The sequence below is a fragment of the Geothrix paludis genome (assembly GCF_022808815.1).
Classification (GTDB): domain Bacteria; phylum Acidobacteriota; class Holophagae; order Holophagales; family Holophagaceae; genus Geothrix; species Geothrix paludis.
The window spans coordinates 178,697-199,509 of the sequence record NZ_JAKZLC010000005.1 but is presented as its reverse complement, the minus strand read 5'-3'; the positions used below and the strand labels follow the sequence as shown (position 1 = coordinate 199,509).

Annotated in this window: 20 protein-coding genes; 14 read left to right on the top strand and 6 right to left on the bottom strand. The window is 71.4% G+C overall.

Annotation, left to right across the window (positions count from 1 at the left end):
* The first annotated feature begins 70 nt into the window (after window positions 1-70).
* The 10 genes from tsaB (at window position 71) to MLE64_RS13475 (ending at window position 9,401) form a co-directional block, all read left to right on the top strand.
* A complete protein-coding gene (gene tsaB, locus MLE64_RS13520; protein ID WP_243318413.1) occupies window positions 71-769 on the top strand; it encodes a tRNA (adenosine(37)-N6)-threonylcarbamoyltransferase complex dimerization subunit type 1 TsaB in 699 nt (232 codons plus the stop codon).
* The gene (locus tag MLE64_RS13515) at window positions 766-1,188 is read left to right on the top strand and encodes a GNAT family N-acetyltransferase (RefSeq protein WP_243318411.1); all 423 of its coding nucleotides are present in this window, start codon (window positions 766-768) and stop codon (window positions 1,186-1,188) included. Before tsaB ends, MLE64_RS13515 begins: the two co-directional genes overlap by 4 nt.
* 106 nt (window positions 1,189-1,294) lie before the next feature.
* Complete coding sequence (locus MLE64_RS13510) at window positions 1,295-1,753, top strand: hypothetical protein (protein ID WP_243318409.1); 459 nt, start codon at window positions 1,295-1,297, stop codon at window positions 1,751-1,753.
* 119 nt (window positions 1,754-1,872) lie between these two features.
* Window positions 1,873-2,385 carry an RNA polymerase sigma factor gene (locus MLE64_RS13505; protein ID WP_243318407.1) on the top strand — a complete coding sequence of 171 codons (513 nt, stop codon included), beginning with the start codon at window positions 1,873-1,875 and terminating at the stop codon, window positions 2,383-2,385.
* On the top strand, window positions 2,382-2,990 hold the full coding sequence (locus MLE64_RS13500) for a hypothetical protein (protein WP_243318405.1): 609 nt from the start codon (window positions 2,382-2,384) through the stop codon (window positions 2,988-2,990). The genes MLE64_RS13505 and MLE64_RS13500 overlap by 4 nt, the downstream gene beginning before the upstream one ends.
* A gap of 92 nt (window positions 2,991-3,082) precedes the next feature.
* A complete protein-coding gene (locus MLE64_RS13495; RefSeq protein WP_243318403.1) occupies window positions 3,083-5,377 on the top strand; it encodes a copper-transporting P-type ATPase in 2,295 nt (764 codons plus the stop codon).
* Window positions 5,378-5,508: 131 nt separating this feature from the next.
* Window positions 5,509-5,988: an RrF2 family transcriptional regulator gene (locus MLE64_RS13490; RefSeq protein WP_243318400.1), complete on the top strand. Its 480-nt coding sequence runs from the start codon at window positions 5,509-5,511 to the stop codon at window positions 5,986-5,988.
* A 35-nt stretch (window positions 5,989-6,023) separates the two neighbouring features.
* Entirely contained in the window at window positions 6,024-7,343 is a 1,320-nt protein-coding gene (locus MLE64_RS13485; protein WP_243318398.1) for a cytochrome ubiquinol oxidase subunit I, read from the top strand.
* Between the two features lie 11 nt (window positions 7,344-7,354).
* Window positions 7,355-8,380 (top strand): cytochrome d ubiquinol oxidase subunit II, encoded by a 1,026-nt coding sequence (gene cydB, locus MLE64_RS13480; RefSeq protein WP_243318396.1) that lies wholly within the window; start codon window positions 7,355-7,357, stop codon window positions 8,378-8,380.
* A gap of 409 nt (window positions 8,381-8,789) precedes the next feature.
* Window positions 8,790-9,401 (top strand): OmpW/AlkL family protein, encoded by a 612-nt coding sequence (locus MLE64_RS13475; RefSeq protein WP_243318394.1) that lies wholly within the window; start codon window positions 8,790-8,792, stop codon window positions 9,399-9,401.
* 45 nt (window positions 9,402-9,446) lie between these two features.
* Here the strand turns inward: MLE64_RS13475 and MLE64_RS13470 are convergent, their stop codons facing one another.
* Window positions 9,447-11,198: a B12-binding domain-containing radical SAM protein gene (locus MLE64_RS13470; protein WP_243318391.1), complete on the bottom strand. Its 1,752-nt coding sequence runs from the start codon at window positions 11,196-11,198 to the stop codon at window positions 9,447-9,449.
* An 82-nt stretch (window positions 11,199-11,280) separates the two neighbouring features.
* Complete coding sequence (locus MLE64_RS13465) at window positions 11,281-12,504, bottom strand: DNA methyltransferase (RefSeq protein WP_243318388.1); 1,224 nt, start codon at window positions 12,502-12,504, stop codon at window positions 11,281-11,283.
* 38 nt (window positions 12,505-12,542) lie between these two features.
* On the opposite strand from MLE64_RS13465, the gene MLE64_RS13460 reads away from it, so the two are divergent.
* A complete protein-coding gene (locus tag MLE64_RS13460; protein ID WP_243318387.1) occupies window positions 12,543-14,636 on the top strand; it encodes a sensor histidine kinase in 2,094 nt (697 codons plus the stop codon).
* A gap of 185 nt (window positions 14,637-14,821) precedes the next feature.
* Window positions 14,822-15,772: an NAD-dependent epimerase/dehydratase family protein gene (locus tag MLE64_RS13455; RefSeq protein WP_243318385.1), complete on the top strand. Its 951-nt coding sequence runs from the start codon at window positions 14,822-14,824 to the stop codon at window positions 15,770-15,772.
* Window positions 15,773-16,235: 463 nt separating this feature from the next.
* Here MLE64_RS13455 and MLE64_RS13450 read toward each other — a convergent pair whose 3' ends face one another.
* From MLE64_RS13450 to MLE64_RS13435, 4 genes are read right to left on the bottom strand one after another with little or no spacing between them, the layout of a single operon-like run.
* Complete coding sequence (locus MLE64_RS13450) at window positions 16,236-16,760, bottom strand: adenine phosphoribosyltransferase (RefSeq protein WP_243286589.1); 525 nt, start codon at window positions 16,758-16,760, stop codon at window positions 16,236-16,238.
* Between the two features lie 2 nt (window positions 16,761-16,762).
* Window positions 16,763-17,035 (bottom strand): acylphosphatase, encoded by a 273-nt coding sequence (locus MLE64_RS13445; RefSeq protein WP_243318383.1) that lies wholly within the window; start codon window positions 17,033-17,035, stop codon window positions 16,763-16,765.
* A gap of 4 nt (window positions 17,036-17,039) precedes the next feature.
* Window positions 17,040-17,801, bottom strand: a complete 762-nt coding sequence (surE, locus tag MLE64_RS13440) for a 5'/3'-nucleotidase SurE (RefSeq protein WP_243318380.1) — start codon at window positions 17,799-17,801, stop codon at window positions 17,040-17,042.
* A 29-nt stretch (window positions 17,802-17,830) separates the two neighbouring features.
* Window positions 17,831-18,964 (bottom strand): diguanylate cyclase, encoded by a 1,134-nt coding sequence (locus MLE64_RS13435; protein ID WP_243318379.1) that lies wholly within the window; start codon window positions 18,962-18,964, stop codon window positions 17,831-17,833.
* Between the two features lie 156 nt (window positions 18,965-19,120).
* Here MLE64_RS13435 and MLE64_RS13430 point away from each other — a divergent pair, with 156 nt between their 5' ends.
* Both MLE64_RS13430 and MLE64_RS13425 read left to right on the top strand, forming a co-directional pair.
* On the top strand, window positions 19,121-19,690 hold the full coding sequence (locus MLE64_RS13430; protein WP_243318377.1) for an RNA polymerase sigma factor: 570 nt from the start codon (window positions 19,121-19,123) through the stop codon (window positions 19,688-19,690).
* Window positions 19,687-20,748, top strand: coding sequence for a hypothetical protein (locus MLE64_RS13425; protein WP_243318374.1), 1,062 nt, complete (start codon window positions 19,687-19,689; stop codon window positions 20,746-20,748). Before MLE64_RS13430 ends, MLE64_RS13425 begins: the two co-directional genes overlap by 4 nt.
* Window positions 20,749-20,813 lie beyond the last annotated feature (65 nt).

The following is a 20,813-nucleotide window of genomic DNA, read 5'->3' as shown; positions in this document are numbered from 1 at the left end:
GATACGCGAAGCGGCGGCCGACCGGCCGCCGCTTCGCGTATGGGCGCGGCGCGCCTGTCAGACTGATCCCATGCTGCTCGCCCTCGACACCACCACGGAAATCCTGCACCTGGCGCTGATCCGGGGGGACCACGCGTGGACGCGACGGGTGGTCTCGGGCGTGGGACGGGGGCACAGCGAGCGCCTGATCCCCACGCTGGACGAGCTCATGGCCGAGGCCGGCGCCGCCCCGGGCGACCTCGCCGGCGTGGCCGCCTGCCTGGGCCCTGGGGGCTTCACGAGCCTGCGCATCGGCGTGGCCACGGCCGAGGGCTTCGGCCTCACGGGCCTGCCCACCTGGGGCTTCTCCGCCTTCGCGCTGCGGGCCGAGGCGCTGCGTCAAGCCAGCGTGACCGGGCCCCTGTGGATCCTCCTGGACGGCCAGCGAGGCGAAGCCTTCCACCAGCGCTGGGGGGCGGACGGCCCCACGGAGCCCGCCGCCAAGCATCCCCTGGCGGACCTGCCCGGGCGCGTGGGCGATGAGGCCTGGTGGGCGCCGGAGGCCTTCGCGCCGAAGGTGGCGGCCGTGCTGCCGGACCACCGCATCGCGCTGGCCGACGAGGGCGCGGCCACCCTGGCGGGCCTGGTGGCGCTGGCCCGGCGGGTGTCCCAGGGCGCGCCGGAAGCGCCCCTCAAGCCCTTCTACCTGCGGGAGACCGACGCCGAGGTGAACTTTCCCCACGCCGCCGCCCACCTGCCGGAAGCCCTGCGGAGGGGCGTGGCGCGATGACCCGGCCCCACGCGGTCCACCGGCTCCTGGAGGGGGCCCCGCTGCCGCCCTGGGTGGTGGCCCTGGACCGCCAGGCCTTCGGGGAGCCCTGGGGCGACCTGGCTGGCCACGAGGCCCTGTGGATGGTGCCGGAGGTGGGCTTCGCCCTGTGGTCGCGGGCGCCCCGGGCGGGGGAGGCCGAGCTGGTGCGGATCGTCGTGGCCCCGGCGGCCCGGGGCCGCGGCCTGGGCCGGGCCCTGCTGATGACCAGCCAGCGGGAGCTGGCGGCGGACGGGATGGACTGCCTGTACCTGGAGGTGCGCCCCTCGAACGAGGCCGCCGTGCGGCTCTACGAGGCCTGCGGCTGGTCGCCCTGCGGCCGGCGCCCCCGCTACTACGCCGACGGCGAGGACGCGCTGCTGTACCAGCGCCTGGGCTGAACCGGGCCGCCGGGACCGCAGGCCGGCAAAATGGGAGGGAACAAAGCGTCCCTTCGTGCATCCCTTCCTGTGAGCCGCTGAATCGGCCGGTCTCACTGGAGATGCCATGACGATCACTCGAACCCCGCTTGCCATGCTGGCGCTTGCCGCATTCACCACCGCCTTCGCCGGAGATGCCGGAACGCTGCCCGCCCATCAGGCCACGGCCTGCCAGGCATCCCAGTGCACCATGGACATGGCGAAAGCCGTCCACGACGCGCCCGCTCCGGAGGCGACCGGATCCTGGTACCTGCCGACCTGGGAGGAGGCGAACGCCGCGTCGAACGGCACCATGGCCTGCGATGAGACGCAAAGCACCGCGGCCCCGGCGAAGCAGGACGGCGCAGCCGCCTCCTGGTACCTGCCGACTGCGGAGGAAGGCGCCAGCGCGGCGGTGGCAACCATGGCCTGCTGCGAGACGCCGTGCACCATGGAACAGGCCGGGGAGCAGGCCGGGGAGCAGTCCAGCCACGCCAAGTCCGCCCCTGCCGAAAATCCCGTCGACGCCTGGTACTTGCCGTCCTGATCCGTCCCGTGCTTTGGTGGAATGGCCCGCTCCGCCACCGTTCCGGTCGCCCTTGCGGGGGCGCCGCGCGGGGTTGATGCCCAGGGCAGGCGCGTCGAGGACGGCATGCAGGACATCCCTTGGACCTGACATCGGAATCCCTGGTGGAGGCGCATCTTGACGCGGTGTACGCCTATGCCCGGGCGAAGCTCCGCCAGGAGGATCTCGCCCGGGAGCTCGTGCAGCGGACCTTCCTCAAGGCCTTCGAGAAGCTCAGCCAGCTTCGGGACGCCCTGGCGGCCCGCGGCTGGCTGCTGTCCATCCTCCGCCACGAGATCGCCATGGAGTTCCGGGCCAGCGCCCGGTTCGAGGTCTGGGACGACGAGGCCTTCGAGAACCTTCCGGGCCCCGAGGTCGACGAAACCGTGGACCCTTCGCTGCTCGCGGCGCTGCCCGCCGCCCTCGACCGGCTTCCCGAGGCGGCACGGTCCATCCTGCTCCTGCGATACCAGCAGGAGCTTCCCTACGACCAGATCGGCAGCCTCCTGGACCTTCCCCTGGGCACCGTCCAGAGCCGGATCCACCGGGCCAAGGCGGCCTTGAAGGCAGCCATGGCGGAAGAAGGGATCTCCGTGAAGGGAGGTGTGGTATGACCCGAAACACGGCCCCCACCCCTGGGTTCGACCAGCAACTCAGGGACGCCCTGCGCCCCGGCGCCGCCCCCGACGACCTGCGGCGCAGCCTGCTGCGCGCGGCCGGGAAGCGGCGTTCGCGCTGGACATGGCCGGCCCTGGGGATTGCCGCCCTGCTGATGGTCCTCCTGGGCGGGGGGACCTGGGGGTGGATGGTCCATGGGCGCGGCCAGGAAGGCCCGCGGCTCGGCCGGGCCGCGATCCAGATGTTCAGGGAGGCCCCGCGCATGGCGTTCACCGCGGAGGCCTCCGGTCCAGATTCCGGGGAGCAGGGCCGGCGATGGTCCGCGCAGGCCGCCGGATTCTCCGCCGCGCTGCCGAAGTGCCTGGCCGGGCAGGCCATGAAGGGGGGCTGCGTGTGCGACATGGAGGCCTGCCGCGCCGTCTGTTACTACCTCCAGGATGGCCGCGCCATCTACGTCTTCGACCGCACCCTCCGGGGCCTGCCCTTTGATTCGGATCAGCCTCGCCGGATCGCCGCCGAGGGACACCGGGCCCAGGCCTGGAACGAGAACGGCCGGGCCTATGTCCTCGTCGAACCGCCGGGATGGGGCGGGCAGGGCTGAGCAGGCCGCGCGAGGGGCTTCCGGAACCGGCGGCGGCCGGAAGCCCTGAAACGGGATAGAGTGCCCTGGATCGCTTGCCGCGGGAGACTTCCATGGCTCACGAACACGGGCACCCTCATCCGGCTCCGCTTGACGCCACCCCGGCTGCCCCGGCGGGGCCCTCCGCGTCTTGGTACGTCTGCCCCATGCATCCCGACATCCGCCGGGATCGGCCCGGCACCTGCCCCAAGTGCGGCATGGCTCTGGAGCCCGAAGTCCCGACGCAAGCCGCGACGGAGTACGTCTGCCCCATGCACCCGGAGGTGGTGCGGGACCGGCCGGGCACCTGCCCTATCTGCGGGATGGCGCTGGAGCCCCGCGCCGCGGCCCTGGAGGAGGGGCCGAATCCCGAGCTGGCCGACATGACCCGCCGCTTCTGGATCGGCGCGGCCCTGACGCTTCCCGTGTTCCTCATGGCCATGTCCGAGCTGATCCCGGGCGACCCCGTGCGCGCCCGCCTCGGGGCGGCTGTCTTCACCTGGATCCAGCTGGCGCTGGCGACGCCCGTGGTGCTCTGGGCGGGGTGGCCCTTCTTCGAGCGCGGCTGGGCCTCCATCCGGAACCGCTCCCTGAACATGTTCACCCTCATCGCCCTGGGCACGGGCGTGGCCTACGTGTACAGCCTGTTCGCGGCCCTGTTCCCGGAGGCGCTGCCCCACAGCTTCCGGGGGCACGGCGGCATGGTCCCCGTGTACTTCGAAGCCGCCGCCGTCATCGTCACCCTGGTACTGCTGGGGCAGGTGCTGGAGCTGAAGGCCCGCAGCGCCACGTCGAGCGCCATCAAGGCGCTGCTGGGGCTCGCCCCCCGGACCGCCCGGCGGGTGGAGGCCGATGGCGCCGAGCATGACGTGCTCCTGGCGGAGGTCCAGGTGGGGGACCGCCTGCGGGTGCGCCCCGGCGAGAAGGTCCCCGCGGACGGCGTGGTGCTGGAGGGCGCGAGCGCCGTGGACGAATCCATGGTCACTGGCGAATCCATCCCCACCGAGAAGGCCCCCGCCTCGAAGGTGATCGGGGGGACCCTCAACGGGACCGGCGGGCTGTTGATCCGCGCCGAGCGCGTGGGCCGCGACACGCTGCTCGCCCAGATCGTGCAGCAGGTGAGCGAGGCCCAGCGCAGCCGCGCGCCCATCCAGCGGCTGGCGGACCAGGTGGCCGCCTGGTTCGTCCCTGCCGTGGTGGTCGCCGCCGCGGCGACGGCCCTGGTCTGGGCTCTCCGGGGGCCCGAGCCCCGCCTGGCCTACGCGCTGCTCAACGCCGTGGCGGTGCTCATCATCGCCTGCCCCTGCGCCCTGGGCCTCGCCACGCCCATGTCCATCATGGTGGGGGCCGGGGCCGGGGCCCGTGCGGGGGTGCTGATCCGCGACGCCGAGGCCCTGGAGGCCATGGAGAAGGTGGACACCCTCCTGGTGGACAAGACCGGCACGCTCACCGAAGGCAAGCCCCGGCTGGCATCGGTGACGCCTCTCGAAGGCCAGGACGACGCCGCGCTGCTGCGACTGGCCGCGGCCCTGGAACGGGGGAGCGAGCACCCGCTCGCCGCCGCCATCGTCGAGGGGGCCGAGGCCCGGAGGCTGGTCCTGCCGTCGGCGGAAGGCTTCCAGTCCGTCACGGGCCTGGGGGTGACGGGGACCGTCGAGGGCCATGCGGTGCTCCTCGGCAACGCCGGCCTGCTCCGCGACCGAGGGGTCGACCCTGAAGCCCTGGAGGCCAAGGCCGAGGCGCTCCGCCGCGAGGGCCAGACCGTGATGCTCGTGGCCCTGGACGGCCGCCCGGCGGGCCTCATCGGCGTGGCGGACCCCATCAAGCCGAGCACGCCCGAGGCCCTCGCCCTGCTGCGGAAGGAGGGCCTCCGCATCGTCATGCTGACGGGCGACAGCCAGGCCACGGCGGCGGCCGTGGCGGCGCGGCTGGGGATCGAGGCCTTCGAGGCGGAGATCCTCCCTCAGGGCAAGGGGGACGTGGTGAAGCGGCTCCAGGCCGAGGGCCGCGTCGTCGCCATGGCGGGCGACGGGGTGAACGACGCCCCGGCGCTGGCGCTGGCCCAGGTGGGCATCGCCATGGGCACGGGCACGGACACCGCCATGCAGAGCTCCGGCATCACCCTGGTGAAGGGCGACCTGCGCGGCATCCTGCGGGCGATCCGGCTGAGCCGCGCCACCCTGGGCAACATCCGGCAGAACCTGTTCCTCGCCTTCATCTACAACGTGATCGGGATCCCCCTGGCCGCGGGCGTGCTGTACCCGGTCTTCGGGCTGCTGCTGAGCCCCATGATCGCCAGCGCCGCCATGAGCCTGTCCTCGGTGTCGGTTATTGGGAACGCGCTACGGCTGCGGTCGGTGAAGCTGTAGGGGGGCGCGAAGCCCACGCGCCGAAGGCATTGAGAAGGGGACTCAATCATCCTCAAAATTGTTGACCCATGGGTATTGACCAATGTGACTGGTTGGGTAATGTTAGTGAAACAGTCACATTCCGGGGCCCCATGATCGGCATCTCCAGACAGACGGACTACGCGGCGCGGCTGGTGCTTCACCTGGCCACGCTCGAGCCCGGCACGCGCGTCTCCATCGGCGAGATCGCCCAGCTCCGCCTCCTGCCGGAGGCCTTCGTGCGCCGCCTGTCCGCCAGCCTCGTGAAGGCGGGCATCCTCCGCACGGCCCGGGGCACGGGGGGCGGCATCAGCCTGGCGCGGCCCGCCGCGGAGATCTCGCTGCTCGACATCATCGAGGCGGTGGAGGGCGGCATCGTCCTCAACCAGTGCCTCGACGGCAAGCACATCTGCCCCCTGTCGAAGGGCTGCCCCGTGCAGGGCGCCTGGGCCGCCGCCACGCAGGCCCTGCGCGATCACCTGGCGGGCGTGCGCTTCGACGCCCTGGCCCACGATTCCGAGGCGCACCTCAGCGCCCACCTCTCCCGCCACGCCGCCGTCCGGACGGCGGCGTCGGCCTGTAACGTCTCCTAGCGCTCCCACCCAACCCCCCCTGAAAGGAGGACACCTTGGATGTCCTAGCCCTGTCGCGCCTGCAATTCGCGGTCGCCACCTACTTCCACTTCCTGTTCGTGCCCCTGACGCTGGGCCTCTCGATGCTCGTCGCTCTCATGGAGACGCAGTACGTGCGCAGCGGGGACGAGGACTACAAGCGCATGGCCAAGTTCTGGGGGAAGCTCTTCCTCATCAACTTCGCCATCGGCGTGGTGACGGGCCTGACGCTGGAGTTCCAGTTCGGCACGAACTGGTCCCGCTACTCGGCCTACGTGGGCGACATCTTCGGTTCGCTGCTGGCCATCGAGGCCACGGCGGCCTTCTTCCTGGAGTCCACCTTCATCGCCGTGTGGCACTTCGGGTGGAACAAGCTGTCGAAGAAGGCCCACGCGGTGACCATCTGGCTGGTGGCCATCGCCTCGAACCTCTCGGCCTTCTGGATCCTCGTGGCCAACGCCTGGATGCAGCACCCCACGGGCTTCGTGCTGCGGAACGGTCGCGCCGAGCTGGCGGACTTCTTCGCCGTCATCACCCAGCGCTTCGCCATCCTGGAGTTCATCCACACCCTGGGCGGCGCCTACATCACCGCGGGCTTCTTCGTGCTGGGCATCTCGGCCTGGCACCTGATCCGCAAGCACGAGACGGCCTTCTTCAAGAAGTCCTTCCGCCTGGCGGCGGCCTGGACGCTGATCTTCGCGCTGTTCGAGATCGCCCAGGGCCACATGAATGCCGAGATCCTCAGCACCGCCCAGCCCACCAAGCTGGCGGCCATGGAGGCCCACTGGGAGACCGGCCGCAACGTGCCCATGCACCTGCTGGCCTGGCCCGACGCCGCGAACGAGCGCAACGCCGTGCAGTCGCTCTCCGTGCCCAGCGGCCTCAGCCTGCTGGCCACCTACTCCACCGGCGGCGAGGTGAAGGGCCTGAAGGACTACCCCGCCGACCAGCGGCCGCCCGTGCTGCCCGTGTTCCTGAGCTTCCGCGCCATGGTGGGCCTGGGCATGCTCTTCCTGGCGCTGGGCCTCTGGGCCTGGCTCAAGCGCGATCGCATCGAGGAGCAGTCGCGGTTCCTGAAGGTGCTGCCCTGGCTCATCCCGCTGCCCTACCTGGCCAACGAGCTGGGCTGGACCCTCGCGGAGCTGGGCCGCCAGCCGTGGATCGTCTACGGCCTGATGAAGACCTCCGACGCCGTCTCGCCCCTGGCCACCTCGCAGGTGGGCACCTCGCTCGCGGCCTTCTTCCTCGTCTACGCGCTGCTGGGCGCCGTGGACATCTACCTGCTGTTCACGTTCGCCCGCAAGGGCCCTGACGCCGCCGCCGCGGCCGCGAAGTGAGGGAGGCGACCATGCTGGAATCCATCTGGTTCGTGATCTGGGGCGTGGCCTGGGCCGTCTACTTCATGCTCGACGGCTTCGACCTGGGCCTGGGCACGCTGTTCCCCTTTCTGGCCAACGATGAAACCGAGAAGCGCATCCTCGTGAACGCCATGGGGCCCTTCTGGGACGGCAACGAGGTGTGGCTCATCACCGCGGGCGGCGTGACCTTCGCGGCCTTCCCGCGGGCCTACGCCATCATGTTCAGCGGTCTCTACACGCCGCTCATGCTGCTGCTCTTCGCGCTGATCCTGCGGGGCGTGGCCTTCGAGTTCCGGGGCAAGGTGGACAGCGCCCGCTGGCGCGCCACCTGGGACGCCTGCCTCGTCGTGGGTTCCTTCCTGCCCGCGCTGCTGCTGGGCGTGGCCTTCGCCAACATCTTCCAGGGCCTGCCTCTGGACGCTGCGGGCCTCTTCCACGGCAACCTGCTCACGCTGCTGAACCCCTACGGCCTGCTGGGCGGCGGGCTCTTCGTGGTGATCTTCGCCGTGCACGGCGCCCTGTGGCTGGCCGCGCGCACCGAAGGCGAGCTGCAGGCCCGGGCCGGCCGCATGGCGACGTCCCTTTGGCTGATGGAGGTCGTCGTGGCCGTGGCCTTCCTGGTCCTGACCTGGTTCAGCACCCGCCTCTGGCAGAACGTGCTGGCCAAGCCCGTGCTGCTGATTCTGCCTCTGCTGGCCGTGGCGGGCCTCCTGCTGACGCGGGTCTTCGCAGGGCAGGGCGCGTGGTGGAAGGCCTGGTTCGCCTCGTCGGCCCTCATCCTCGGCGCCGTGCTCTTCGGCGTGGCGGGCCTCTTCCCCAACCTGCTCCCCTCGAGCCTGGACCCCGCGGCCAGCGTGACGGCCTTCAACGCCGCCTCCAGCCCCCTGACGCTGAAGATCATGCTGGGCGTGGTGCTCTGCTTCCTGCCCGTGGTGATCGGCTACCAGCTGTGGGTGTACCTGACCTTCCGGGACACCGTGACCGCCGAGAGCATCGAACGTGGCCCAGCGTATTGAACCCACTTGTTTATCGGCGAATCCAGGCCAGGAAAAGCTCACCACGAAGGACGCGAAGGCGCCCTTTGGGCGCACGAAGGGCGCGAAAGGGGCTCGACCCATCCCTGACATCCCTTCGCGGGCGGCGGCCATGGCGGCCTCTGGAAGCCGCCCGGTGCCGCCGCCCGTGAAGCCGGCCGCGCCACGCGCGGCCGGGGGCCGCAGGCCCGGATGTCCTTAGACGGGACGTCAGCGCCTGCCTTCGTGGCCTTTGAGTTCTTCTTCGTGTGCTTCGTGGAGGCTTTTCACCCTCGGTCCTGCCTGAACTGACCAGATCCACCGCGTTTGAACCAGCTCCCCGCCCCATGGCGGGGTGGGGGGCCTTTGTGTCCCATGCCCCGCTTCCGGGGCGATGCCAAGGAGATGTCCCATGAAGTCCCTCATCCTGCCGGTGGCTCTGGCCGCCGGGCTGCTGAGTTCTGCCCCGCTCCAGGCCCAGGAGGGCCCGTGGATGGTGCGCCTGCGCGCCGTCTCGCTCCAGCCCGCCGACAAGTCCGACGGGGCCTCCGGCCTTCCGGCGGACGCCATCCACGTCAGCTCGAAGACCATCCCCGAGGTGGACATCAGCTACTTCTTCACGAAGAACCTCGCCGCGGAACTGGTGCTCACCGTTCCCCAGGAGCACGACGTCACCCTGTCCGGCACGAAGATCGGCACGTTCAAGGAGCTGCCGCCCACCCTCACGGCCCAGTGGCACTTCCTCCCGGGCCAGACGGTGGATCCCTACGTGGGCCTGGGCCTGAACCTCACCCTGATCTCTGACGTGAAGCTGGCGGGTGGCGCCCTGGACCTGGACAAGACCAGCGTGGGCCTGGCCGCCCAGGTGGGCGTGGACTTCAAAGTAGCGAAGCAGTGCTTCATCAACCTGGATGCGAAGGTCGCGCAGATCCGCAGCGACGTGAAGACCACCGCCGGCGCCAAAGTCACCACGGTGAAGGTAGATCCGTTCCTGTTCGGGGTGGGCGTCGGCTACCGGTTTTAATGCTGTCCGAGGACGTAGGCTACACGCTGAGTCCTCGGAACCAGCTCAGGAGATGGGGATCGGCGCCTCGCCTGCGACGCGGGCGAGGCGCTCGTCCAGGGTGGCGCGGAAGGCGGCCACCGCGTCGTCGGCGTAGGCGCGGAAGTCCTGGGGGAGGCTCCGGTACCGCGCCTGCACCTGGGCCAGCACCCGGTCGCGGGCGGCCCTGAGCTCGGCCAGGCGCTGGGGCACGTCCTGGGCGCGGGCGGTCTGGAGGCGTGCTTCGAAGGCTCGCGTCAGCTCCTGCAGGCTGGCCTTGAACCGCTCCAACTCGAGCAGGCTGCGGGTGATCTTGAAGTAGTGGTGGCCCTTCACGGCCAGGGTGACGGTCTCGGGCACCATGAGGGGCCGCGCGAAGAAGCCCTTCACCAGGAAGCGCCAGTAGGCCCAGCCGTAGCGCGAGAAGGTCTGGACGAGGAGGGACCGGACGAAGGCCCGGAGCTCCATGGCGTGCAGCTTCCGGCGCGTGGTGCGGTGGGGCTTCAGGGTCTTCAGAAGCCGCAGGCAGCGGTCGAAGTAGTGGTCCGGGTGGTAGATCTCGGCCAGGAGGCGCTTGTAGCCGTCGACGAGCTTGCGGGGCTCCATCGTCGGGCGGAAGTTGAGGCGCAGGTCGTGGGTGTTGTTGCCGCCGCCGGAATCGCCCGTGAGGCGGCCCTCCGCCGCCAGGCGCCGGTGGAGGCGGGTGCGGGGCAGGGCGGTGAGCAGGCCCACCATGGCCGTGGGGATGGCGGCCTCCTGGATGAAGCGGGCCTGGCGCTCGAAGATGTCGCCGCGGTCGCTGTCGAAGCCCACGATGAAGCCGCCGCAGACCTCCATGCCCTTGCGCTGGATCGTCCGGATGCTGGCCAGCAGGTCGGCCCGGAGGTTCTGCTGCTTGCCGGCGGCCTTCAGGGCGCAGAGGTCGGGCGTCTCGATGCCCAGGAACACCATGTTGAAGCCCGCCTGCACCATCTGGTCCATCAGGGGTTCGTCGCCGGCCAGATCCAGGCTGGCCTCGGTGAAGAAGGAGAAGGGGTGGTGGTGCCTCCGCTGCCAGGGGATCAGCTCGGCGAGCAGGGCCTTCACCTCCCGGCGGTTCCCGATGAAGTTGTCGTCCACCAGGAACAGGGGGCCCCGCCAGCCTTCCCGGTGGAGGAGCTCCAGCTCGTGGAGGAACTGCGCCGGGGTCTTGGTGCGGGGGCGGCGGCCGAACAGCTCGATGATGTCGCAGAACTCGCAATCGAACGGGCAGCCGCGGGAGAACTGCAAGGCCATCTCCGCGTAGTCCTTCCGCCGCACCAGGTCGAAGCGCGGCGCGGGCGTGCGCGTGAGGTCGGGCTTCTCCGCGCTGGCGTACAGGGGCTTGGCCTCGCCCCGGGCGTAGTCCTGGAGGAACAGCGGAAGCGTGACCTCCGCCTCGTTCAACACGAAGTGGGCCACGCCCTGGATCTGGTCATGGCAGCTGGTGGGGTAGGGCCCGCCCGCCACCACCGGCTTGCCCAGCGCATTGCAGCGTCGGACGACCTGCGCCATGGATTCCTTCTGCACGATCATGGCGGAGATGAAGACGAGGTCCGCCCGCGCCAGGTCAGCGTCACGCAGGGGCGCCACGTTCAGGTCCACCAGGGAGACCTCGACGTCGGCGGGCAGCAGGGCCGCCACCGTGAGCAGGCCCAGGGGCGGGAAGACCGCCTTCTTGCCGATGAAGGGCAGGGCGTAGCGCATGCTCCAGTAGGTGGGCGGCATTTCCGGATAGACCAGCAGGACTCTGAGTCCCAATCACGCCCCCTTTCTGATTCAGAAACCGGGATCAGGGTCGGTCCTTCCCGGGCACCGCGCCAACCTGCATAGGCCGGGCCAATCAGGCCTTCTCGAACAGCACGATGCGGTTGCTGTTGGTGCCTTTGTCGTTGTTGTCCACCCCCCAGATGTGGGCGGTCTTGGTGAAGACCTGGGTGTTCACGAGCACCCCGTGGGCGCGGAAGCCCGCGGCCAGGCCCAGGGGCAGGGCGACCTCGTCGAGCTTGAGCTTGCCGCCCCGCACCTCCCCCACCTCGAAGGCCACGAAGCCGCCGGGCCGGGTGACGCGGAACAGCTCGGCGAAGACCTCGCCCATGGCCTGCGACCAGCCCTCCACCGTGCGGTGGGTGCTGAGGCCCCGGCCGATGGCCTGGGCGTCCAGGCCGTTGAACCAGCAGCGCAGCCAGTTGTCGCCCACGTAGTCGACCACATCGAGGAAGGGCGGCGAGGTGACGGTGAGGGTCACGGAGCCGTCCGCCAGGTCCGGCGTGGACCGGGCCTCGCCGGTGAGGAACCGTGCGTCCTGCGCCGCGGTGGCGAGGTTCCGCAGGGCCAGGGTGTCGAGGCCGGAGAGGAGCTGCCGCGTCTTCTTCAGGATGAGCGCGTGGGTGTCCCGGTAGGGGGGCACCTGCTGGCGCTTCGCGTTGATCTGGCGCTGCTTCTCGGCGCTGACGGCCTGGTTGGGGGGCAGGGTGTAGACGGAGAAGAAGCCGGGGCTGTGGCCCGTGAGGCGGTTGGTGGCCACCATGCGGATCCAGGCGTCCAGGGCATCCAGCTCGCCCGCGGTCTCGCGCGCCAGGCACCAGGTCCGCAGGCCGCAGACCTCGGCCTCGGTGTCGGCATGGAAGAACATGGACAGGTCCAGCCCGCCGGAGGCGCCGGCGCGGGGGATGTCCGCCAGGCGCGCAGCCACGGCGGCGGGCTCGGGTGGCGTGAGGCGGGGCTCCGCCAGCATCCGGGACAGGGGGTTGAGGTCGTTGGCGGCCACGCGGCGTCCCATGAGGGCCGCCTCCAGCGCGGTGGTGCCCCGGCCGCTGAAGGGATCGTAGACACGCTCGCCGGGCAGGGTGAGGCGCTCGATGAAGTGGCGGGGCAGCTGGGGCTTGTAGCAGGCCCGGTACGAGATCTCGTGGAGGTTGGCGGCCTGCCGCTGGCGGGAGGTCCAGAACTCGGCCGAAAGGCGGGGACGCCGGCCGGAGGCCGTCTCCACCTCGTCCCAGGCCGCGTCCTCCACCGGGGCGAGGTCGGCCAGGAAGGCCCTGCTCGCGGCTGTCTCCTTCTCCATCCCTGCCCTTCCCTGATCAACCAGGATAGCCTGCTGGCATGGTCCCCAAGCCGCCCAAGCGCCACCCCGAGCTGACCCGACTCTACGTGGCGGTGGGACTGGGCGTGCTGATCGTCATGATCATCCTCAGCTACAAGGCCGTGGGGAACCGCGTGGCAGAGGGCGGGCTGGACGCGCCCTCGCGCTGGGCCCTCATCGCCCTGGGCCTGGCCAACGTGCTGGCCATCGGGACCCTGCTCTTCATCGTGGCCCGCAGCCTGGCCAAGCTCTACTTCGAGCGCAAGAGCGGCATCCTGGGCTCCCGCCTGCGCACCCGCATGGTGCTGACCCTCTTCATCGTGGGCATCGTGCCCAGCCTGATCCTCTTCCTGGTGGGCCGGAACTTCATCAACAAGAACGTGGAGCGCTGGTTCAGCCCCGAAACGGAGGTGGCCATCCGCGACGGCCAGAAGGTGGCCGGCGACCTCCGCGCCGCCGCCGAGGCCCGCTTGGACTTCGGCGCGGGCCGCCTGCTGGAATCCCCTTCGGCGGAGGCGCCCGCCCTCCGCACCGCGACCGACCTCGACCTGGTGGCCTTCCTCGGGCCCAGGGCCGGCGAAGGCGGGAAGGGGAGCGAGGGCGGCGTGAAGGCCATGGACCTGCGCGCCGGCCTTGAGCCGCCGGACTTGGCCGGCCTGGGGGCTGAGGGCGCGCGCGAGACGGGCGCGGGCCTCTGGCTGCTGCGCACCGTGCCCCGGGGCGACGGGACCTGGGCCGTGGGCATCCTCATGCCGCGGGAGACCCTCGAGCGGGTGCTGGCCCTGGAGCAGCGCTACCGGGAGAGCCAGCAGATCCGGGCCGCCCGCGCCACGCTCCAGACCCTGCCCCAGAGCACCTTCCTCTTCCTCACCCTGCTGACGCTGTTCTTCGCCGTGTGGTCGGGCCTGGCCCTGGCCAAGTCCCTGAGCGAGCCCATCCGCGCCCTGGCCAAGGCCGCCCAGCGCGTGGGCAGCGGGGACCTGGAGGTGCAGATCCCGGAGATGGGTGAGGATGAGCTGGCCTTCCTGGCCCGTACCTTCAACGCCATGATCCGCGACCTCAAGACCAGCCGGGCGGCCATCGAGGCCCAGGCGAGCCGCATCGAGCAGCAGCGGGCCTACCTGGGCCAGATCCTGGCGGCCCTGCCCGTGGGCGTCATGAGCTGGCGGGCGGACGGCGAGCTGCGCACCTTCAACGCCGCGGCCAAGACCTGGATGGGCCTCGAGTCCTTCGATCCCTCGGAGGAGAGCTGGGGTTCCGTGGCGGCCCTGCCGCGGCTGGGCCGCCTGCCCGAGCTGCTGGCGGCGGTCCGCGAATCCGGCCGAGGCGTGCAGGAGGAGCTGCGCCTCGGCGGCGAGGGCGAGGGCCGCCCCGTGCGCGCCATCCTCGAGCCGCTGGAGGGCGGCGGCGTCCTGGCCGTGCTGGAGGACCTCTCCCTGCTGGCCCAGGCCGAGAAGCGCGCGGCCTGGCAGGAGGTGGCCCGGCGCATGGCCCACGAGGTGAAGAACCCCCTCACGCCCATCCAGCTCACGGCCCAGCGGCTGCTGCGGCGCACCCGCGAAGGGCGCCTGGATCCCGAAGCCGTGCAGGAAGGCGCGGAGACCATCCTGGCGGAAGTCGCCAGCCTCTCGCGCCTGGTGGACAGCTTCAGCCGGTTTGCCCGCCTGCCCTCGCCCCAGTTCGCGCCCTGCGATCCGGCGGAGCTGCTGCGCCAGGTGCTGGCCCTCTACGAGCCCAACCAGCCGGGCATCCGCTGGACCCTGACCTTCCCCCAGGGCCCCCGGGAGGCCTTCTGGGACGCGGACATGGTGAAGCGGGCCCTCATCAACCTGGTGGACAACGCCGTGGCCGCCGTCGAGGGCCAGGGCCACGTCTCAATGTCGCTCACCGATACGGATGGGCGGCTGCGCTTCGACGTGGAGGACGATGGGGCCGGCGTGGCCGAGGCGGAGCGGGACCGGCTCTTCGAGCCCTACTTCTCCACCAAGTGGAAGGGCACGGGCCTGGGCCTGGCCATCGTGCGCCGCATCGCCCACGACCACGGCGGGGACGCCTGGTACGAGCCCCTGGCTCGGGGCAGCCGCTTCAGCCTGGCCCTGCCGCCCCAGCTCTGAGGTACTGGCCCCGAGGCGGCCTCGCCGGGTCAGGTGGTCCGCCGGTGGCGGCGCCGCAGCCAGAGCCCCACGGGACCGATCACCAGCCAGGCCAGCACGACCATCTTGAACAGGGGGGACACTGGGACTCCGAATGGGGGCGAGGCCCCGACCAGCCTCTCACGACGGACGGGTATGCTGGCCGGATGACGCATGGACTGGCTGGATCGGCGGGAACCTGCCTCATCGCGGGTTGCGGCTACACGGGAGCGCGCCTGGCCCGGAGCCTGGCCGGGCATCTGGTCGGCCAGGGCCCGGTGCTGGCCCTCGTGAGGTCGGCGGCCTCCGCCGCAGCCCTGGCCTGCGAGGGCATCCAGGCCGTTCCGACGGATTTCGACGGGACGGCGGCGTTCCCCGTTCCGCCGGACCTCTCGGCCGTGGTCTACCTGGCCCCCCCGGCCGGACCGGACGGCGAGGACGCGCGGGTCCGGCGCTTCCTGTCGGCCCTCGGCCCGGCCAGGCCCCGGGTGCTCGTGTACGTGAGCACCACCGGCGTGTACGGAGACACGGGCGGCGCGGCGGTGGATGAGTCCACCCCGCCGGCGCCTGCGGATGACCGCGCGCGCCAGCGACTGCACGCGGAAGGTCAGGCCCGGCGCTGGTGCGAGGCGCGGGATGCCCGCTGCGTGATCCTGCGCGTGGCGGCCATCTACGGGCCCCACCGCCTGCCCCTGGACCGCCTGCGCCGCGGCGAGCCGGTGCTCCGGGCCGAGGACTCGGGTCCCGGCAACCGCATCCACGTGGACGACCTGGTGTCGGCCTGCCAGGCAGCCCTGGCGCGGCCGGTGGCGGGCGTGGTCAACGTGGCGGACGGCTGCCCGGAGGGCATGGCCGCCTTCACCGCGCGGGTGGCGGCCCTGGTGGGCCTGCCCGCCCCCCGGGAAGTCACTTGGGCGGAGGCCCAGGGCACCATGAGCCCGGGCCTCCTGGCCTTCCTGCGGGAGTCCCGGCGGGTGCTCACCCCGCGCCTGGTGCGTGACCTGGGTGTGACGCCCCGCGGGCCGGAGGCCGGCATCCGGGACAGCCTGGAGGAGATGGGGCTGATGGGTGGAAGCCCGCCAGGGGAAAAGACAACTGCGGAACGCGAAGGGCGCTAAGAAAAGCGCGAAGGTTGAAGGGTGTCTTTCCTTGTACCTGGTTATCGGCGAGCCTCAACCGGAAAAGCAGGGACACGGAAGGCACAGAAGCGCCCGTTGGGCACACACGGAGGGCGCAGAAGGGGCACAACCCATCGTGGGCATCCCTTCGCGGGCGGCGGCTCCGGGCGGCTTCCAGGGGCCGCCATGGCCGCCGCCCGCGAAGCAGGCCGCGCGAAGCGCGACCTGGGGCCGGAGGCCCGGATGCCCTGGCTGGAGCGCCCGGTGCATGCTCTTTCCTCCGCTGTCCTCGGCTCCTCCGCAAACCTCCGCTTATGGATGCCTTTTCTGCGCCCATCTGCGACACATGCGGCTTCAGACTTTCAGGCGGAGGCAAGCCGATGGCCAGGATGTCCTATTTGAACCGAGCATCCATTCGCGGTCTTCGCGCTGTTCTTCGCGCGCTTCGCGTTCTGCCTTTTCCTCAGTACCGCAGCACGCTGAACACCGGCAGCCCCTCGACCTTCTCGCGGCCGGGCAGGGAGGTCAGCTCGATGAAGACCGTGAGCGCCACGGGCTGGGCGCCGGTGCGGTTCACGAGGCGCTGGGCGGCGGCGGCGGTGCCGCCCGTGGCCATGACGTCGTCGACGATGAGCACCCGGTCGCCGGGGCCGAAGGCATCCTTGTGGATCTCCAGGGCATCGCTGCCGTACTCGAGGCCGTAGGCCTCCTTGTGGGTGGGCATGGGCAGCTTGCCGGGCTTGCGGGCGGGCACGAAGCCCACGCCCAGCTTCTGGGCCAGGGCGCTGCCGAAGATGAAGCCCCGAGATTCCAGGCCCAGCACGTGGGTGGGCTGGAGGGTGAGCACGGGCTGGGACATGGCCTCCACGGCCTCCCCGAACGCCTCGGCGTGGGAGAGCAGGGGCGTGATATCCCGGAAGAGGATCCCGGCTTTCGGAAAGTCCGGGACATCGCGGACGAAGGCAGTGAGGGGAGTCGTGAGGGTCATGGCTACCTGATGATCTGGAAAGGAAGGGGAAGCGAGGATCGCACATCCAGGGCCTCCCAGTCCAGCCGCCCCACGGCCGAGAAGGCCGGGCCTTCCGCCAGGCGGGCGCGGAAGGCCGCCAGGGCGGCCTCGGGGCCTTCCACTTCGCCGCTCACCGATCCATCCAGCTCGTTGCGCACCCAGCCCGCGAGGTCGAGGGCCCGGGCCTCCCGCTCGGCGAAGCGACGGTAGCCCACGCCCTGGACGGCGCCGTGGACGCGGAAGCGAATGGGCACGGGACTAGTCCCCCGTCGGCCCATTGAAGGCCGAGTCGAAGTCGGCCTGCCGCGCCAGGGTCTCGGGGCAGCCCAGGTCCAGGCGCAGGGGCGTGACGCTGGCCCAGCCCTCGAACACGGCCTCGGCGTCGCTTCCGGGGGCCTTGGCGTAGGTGGGGCCCGCGTCGCCGCCGATCCAGAAGTAGGGGGTGTTCCGGGGATCGGCCCGGCGCTCCACCAGGTCGTGGTAGGCGCGGCTGTCCTGGCCCGTGAGGCGGAAGCCCTGGGGCTCGCCCTTGGGGAAGTTCACGTTCCAGATGCGGTTGGCCGGCAGGTCCATGGTTTCCCAGCGTTCGAGGAAGCGGCCGATCCAGGGCTCCGCCTGCTCCAGGGAGCCCCGGGGATCGATGGAGAAGGCCGCGGCGCGCGCGCCCTGGAGGCGGCCTTCGAAGGCCGCGCCCACGGTGCCGGAGTAGAACACGTCCTCGCCCAGGTTGAAGCCGTGGTTGATGCCGGAGAGCACCCAGTCGGGGCGGCGGTCCAGCACCTCGCAGACGCCCAGCAGCACGCAGTCCACGGGGGTGCCGTCGCAGGCGTGGCGGTCGGGTCCGATCTCGTGCAAGCGGAGGATGTTGTGCAGGCTCAGGGCGGAGGAGATGGCCGAGCGGTTGCGGTCGGGGGCCACGGTGACCACCCGGCCGAAGCGGGACGCCACCCGGGCCAGGACCGCCAGCCCCGGAGCCCAGAGGCCATCGTCGTTGGTGAGCAGGATCAGGCGTTCGGACATGGAACCAGTGTACCCGCCGGGCCGAGGCTTCAGTCCTGGGCCAGGTATTTGTGGTAATCCCGGTCCGAGCCGAGGATGTGCCCCTTCACCAGGTCGAGGGCCAGGAACCCGAGGATGGCCGGCAGGTCCGCGCTATCGCCTCCCATCTGCTGCTGGAGGGTCTTGGCCTTGGCGAGGAGGCGGCCGTGCTCCTGGGCGTGGGCGGTGAACTCCGGGTACCCCACCCGGGCCAGGATGGCCTCCTCGTCGTGGAAATGCTGGGCCACGTGGGCGATGAGGAGCTGCATGTGGAGCTTCGTTTCCTCGGGGTACCGGCCCTGGTTGATGGAGGCCAGGAGGCCGTTGGAGAGGCGGTAGAGCTCCTGGTGCTGGTGGTCGATCAGGGCCTCGCCGCAGGCCAGCACCGGATCCCAAACGAGGGTCAGGAAGGATGGCCGGTCCTCCCCGTCGGCCACGCCCACGTCGAGGGAGGCCTCGGTCTGGTTCCGGCCCCGGCCCTTGGCTCGATAGAGGGCCTCGTCGGCGCGGCGGATCCAGCCTTCCAGCGGTTCATTCTCCTGGCGCTGGGCCACGCCCAGGCTGATGGTCACCACGCCGACCTGCGGGGTGACGCGGGCCTCCACGGCCTGGCGGATCTTCTCGGCCAGGATGGTGGCCCCCGCCAGGGTGGTGGCCGGGCATAGCGCGATGAACTCCTCGCCGCCCCAGCGCGCCAGCGCGTCCGAGGCGCGAAGCTGGCCGCGGACAGCCTCCGTGACGGACCTGAGCACCTCGTCGCCCACCTCGTGGCCGAAGGAGTCGTTCACGCGCTTGAAGTGGTCCAGGTCGTACAGGATGAGGCTGATGGGCGCCTCGCCGCGACCGGCGGCGGCGACGAGCTGGGCGGCGCCGTCCTCGAGCCAGCGGCGGTTCCAGGTCCCGGTGAGGCGGTCTGTGGCGGCCGTGCGCTCCAGCTGGTCCAGCGCCCGCCGGAGCTCGGCGTTCGCCCGTTCGCTGGCCTCCCGGGCCCGGGCCATGGCCTCCAGCTGGTGCTGGCAGTCGGGATCGATCAGATCCGCCGGCCGGTGCCGCCGCCGGTACCACAGGCGCGCGGCCAGGGCGCCCAGCAGCCCGGAGAGGACGGAGGCGAGGAGGACCACGAAGATCGACAGTGCCAGGGGCATGGGATTCTCGGAGTGGGGCGGGGACGGGTCATTCTCGGATCAGGACCGGCTCGTATCCATCTTGCCGTCCGCACCCCTGCCCAGGCCAGTCAGCCTTGGCGGTTTTCCTGCCAGGATGGAGCGCGCCCCATCCCCGCCATGGATCCCGACCTCCCGATGACCTCCGCCCTCCCGATCCCCGACGGGGAGGCTGGGGACGTGGCGGCGCCGGGGCGGCTCGAGGTCCTGGCCCGCCTCCGTGAAAGGATCGTCGCCTTCGCGGCATCCCGGGGTGCAGGCGCCCATGCGGAGGACCTGGCGCAGGAGGTGCTGGTGCTCATCCACACGAAGTACGGCCATCTGGAGCGGGCGGAGGACCTGGTGCCCCTGGCCTTCCAGATCCTGCGCTTCAAGCTGGGGGCCCACTTCCGCAAGGCGGCCCGCCGGGGCGAGTTCGACGCCGTGGACGTGGATGCCTTCCCGCCCGCCTCGAACGCGCCGGATCCCGCGGCCATGCTGGAGCGGAAGGAGCTGCTCACCCGGCTCATGGGCGGCATCTCCCGCCTGGGCGAGCGCTGCCGGGAGCTGTTCCGGCTGAAGCTGGAGGGGCGGAGCTTCCCCGAGATCCAAGGCCTGATGGGCGCCGCCACCCTCAACACCGTCTACACCTGGGACCACCGCTGCCGGAAACAGCTGCTCGAAGCCCTGGGCGGCCGGTGGGAAGGGCCGGGGAGGGGGGCGTCGTGAAGCGCGCCACGGCCGAGAAGCTCCTGGGCGGCTACGCCACCGGCACCCTCACCGCCGAGGAGCGGCGCACGCTGTTCGAGGCGGCCCTGGCGCACCAGGACCTCTTTGACGCCCTGGCCGACGAGGAGGCCCTGAGGGAGCTGCTGGCAGATCCCGCGGCCCGGGCCCAGGTGCTCGCCGCCCTCGCGGCCCCGAATCCGGCTTCGGCGAAGGTCGTGCCCTTCTGGAAGCGGCCCGGCGTGCTGGGTGCGGCGGCCGGGGTGCTGATGGCCTCCCTGGCGGGCCTGACCTGGCTGCGGAATCCCCAGGCGCCATCTCCGGCCCGGCAGGCGCCACCTCCGGCCCGGCAGGCGCCCGCGAGCCCGAAGGCCCTGCCCTTCGAGGCTTCCCCGGAGGCGCCCGCGGAACCGAAACTCGAGCGACGTGCGCCGACACCTCCGGCCCCGAAGAAAGCCACTGAGCCAGAGGCCGCACCCCCGCCGGCCGCTGGCATCTCCGCGGATGCCGCCTCCGCGCCCGCAGCACCGCCGCCCCCGCCCGTGCCCGTACCGGTGCCGGTGGCCGCACCCGCCCCACGCCCGGTTCCAGTGGTCCAGGGCAACGCCCAGGGGCCGGCCGGGGCCCTGCAGGATCGCCTGGCTCCGCAGGTGCTGATGGAGGTCCGGTCCACCGCCTCCCAGGCCCCGGCCCGGGCCAAGGCCGCCAAGGCCGAAGGCCGGCTCACCGGCGCCCCGGTCCCGGAGCCCCCCACCTGGACCCTCACGCCCCAGCCGGACGGGACCACCCTGGTGACCGTCACCGCCCCGCCCCAGACGCAGGTGTGGCTCCTCAAGCGCGGGGGCGGGGGCGTGGAAGTCCTCCCGGACCGCGCCGTGGCGTTCAAGGAGGTCCGGGAGGCCCAGCGGCGTTACCAGGTGCGGCTGAACGCGGGGGACGCCCTGGACCTCTATGTGCTGACCCATCCCGTCGCGGACCCCGCGAAGCTGCCGGAGACGGGCCCCGTGGCGGGCTTCCGGGCGCGCATCTTCCCCGCCGAGAAAAAAGATCCTGTTCCGTGAAAGGGATCTGACGGAGGCGGCATTCCCTCCTGAACCGCGCTGTCGCGCGGCCACCGGGAGGATCC